Source organism: Vreelandella rituensis (genome assembly GCF_003336665.1).
In the GTDB taxonomy this organism is placed as follows: Bacteria; Pseudomonadota; Gammaproteobacteria; order Pseudomonadales; family Halomonadaceae; genus Vreelandella; species Vreelandella rituensis.
Genome location: NZ_QPIJ01000152.1, coordinates 1 through 1,133 on the forward strand (window position 1 = coordinate 1; position 1,133 = coordinate 1,133).

Annotated in this window: 1 protein-coding gene; it reads left to right on the plus strand. The window is 58.0% G+C overall.

Annotation, left to right across the window (positions count from 1 at the left end; all coding sequences use genetic code 11):
* The coding region (gene hemN, locus DU506_RS21215; RefSeq protein ID WP_114488793.1) for an oxygen-independent coproporphyrinogen III oxidase at positions 1–1,133 on the plus strand (1,133 nt) is incomplete at both ends.

A 1,133-nucleotide genomic window follows, 5' to 3' on the forward strand; every position in this document is an offset into this window, starting at 1 on the left:
TCGGCCTATATTCACATCCCGTTTTGCAAGAGCCTTTGCTACTACTGTGCCTGCAACAAGATCATTACCCATAACACCGAACGCGCCGCCGAATATCTGGAGTGGTTGAAACACGAAATAAGCATCCAGGGAAAACTGTTCGACGATTCACGGCGCATGACCCAGCTGCATCTGGGCGGTGGGACACCCACCTACCTCAGCAATGCGCAGCTGGCGGATTTGATGGCGGCGCTGGATGCCGCCTTTCACTTTGCACCACCCGAGGCACGTGAGTTTTCGCTGGAGGTGGACCCACGCACCGTGACGCCTGACCAGATTCACGAACTGCATGACCTGGGATTCAACCGCCTGAGTTTCGGCGTCCAGGACTTCGACACCAATGTGCAGGAGGCGGTCAATCGCGTGCAGAGCGAAGCCCAGGTGGTAGAACTGGTCGAGGCCGCCCGTGATGCCGGCTTCCAGTCGATCAGTGTCGACTTGATCTATGGGCTACCGCTGCAAACGGTGGCGAGCTTCGACACTACCCTTGCCAAGATCATCGCCCTGCAGCCCGACCGTATTGCCACCTACAGTTATGCCCACTTGCCGGAGCTGTTCAAGTCGCAACGGCTGATCCGTCCTGAAGACATGCCCCCGCCGGAACGTAAGCTGGAATTGCTGGAGCTGACCATCCAGCGGCTCACCGATGCCGGTTATGTCTATATCGGCATGGACCACTTCGCGTTACCCGAAGACGAACTCAGCCTGGCGCGCGAGAACCGTACCTTGCAGCGCAATTTTCAAGGCTATTCCACCCACGCCGACTGTGATCTGATCGGCCTGGGTATCACCGCCATCGGTAAGGTAGGCGACACTTACAGCCAGAACGTCAAGGAGACCGCTCAGTATCAACACCGGCTGGAAAGCGGACGCTTGCCGGTGATGCGTGGTTATCGCCTCAACGATGACGACCGCTTGCGCCGTGACGTGATCAATGCCCTGATGTGCCATGGCCGGATCGAGTTTGACGATATCGAGGCGCGCCATGCGGTGACATTTCGCGAGACCTTCGCTGATGCCCTGGTGCATCTGGAAGCAATGCAGCGTGATGAACTGCTGGCCATCCATGCCGATGCCATCGAAGTGCTGCCTGC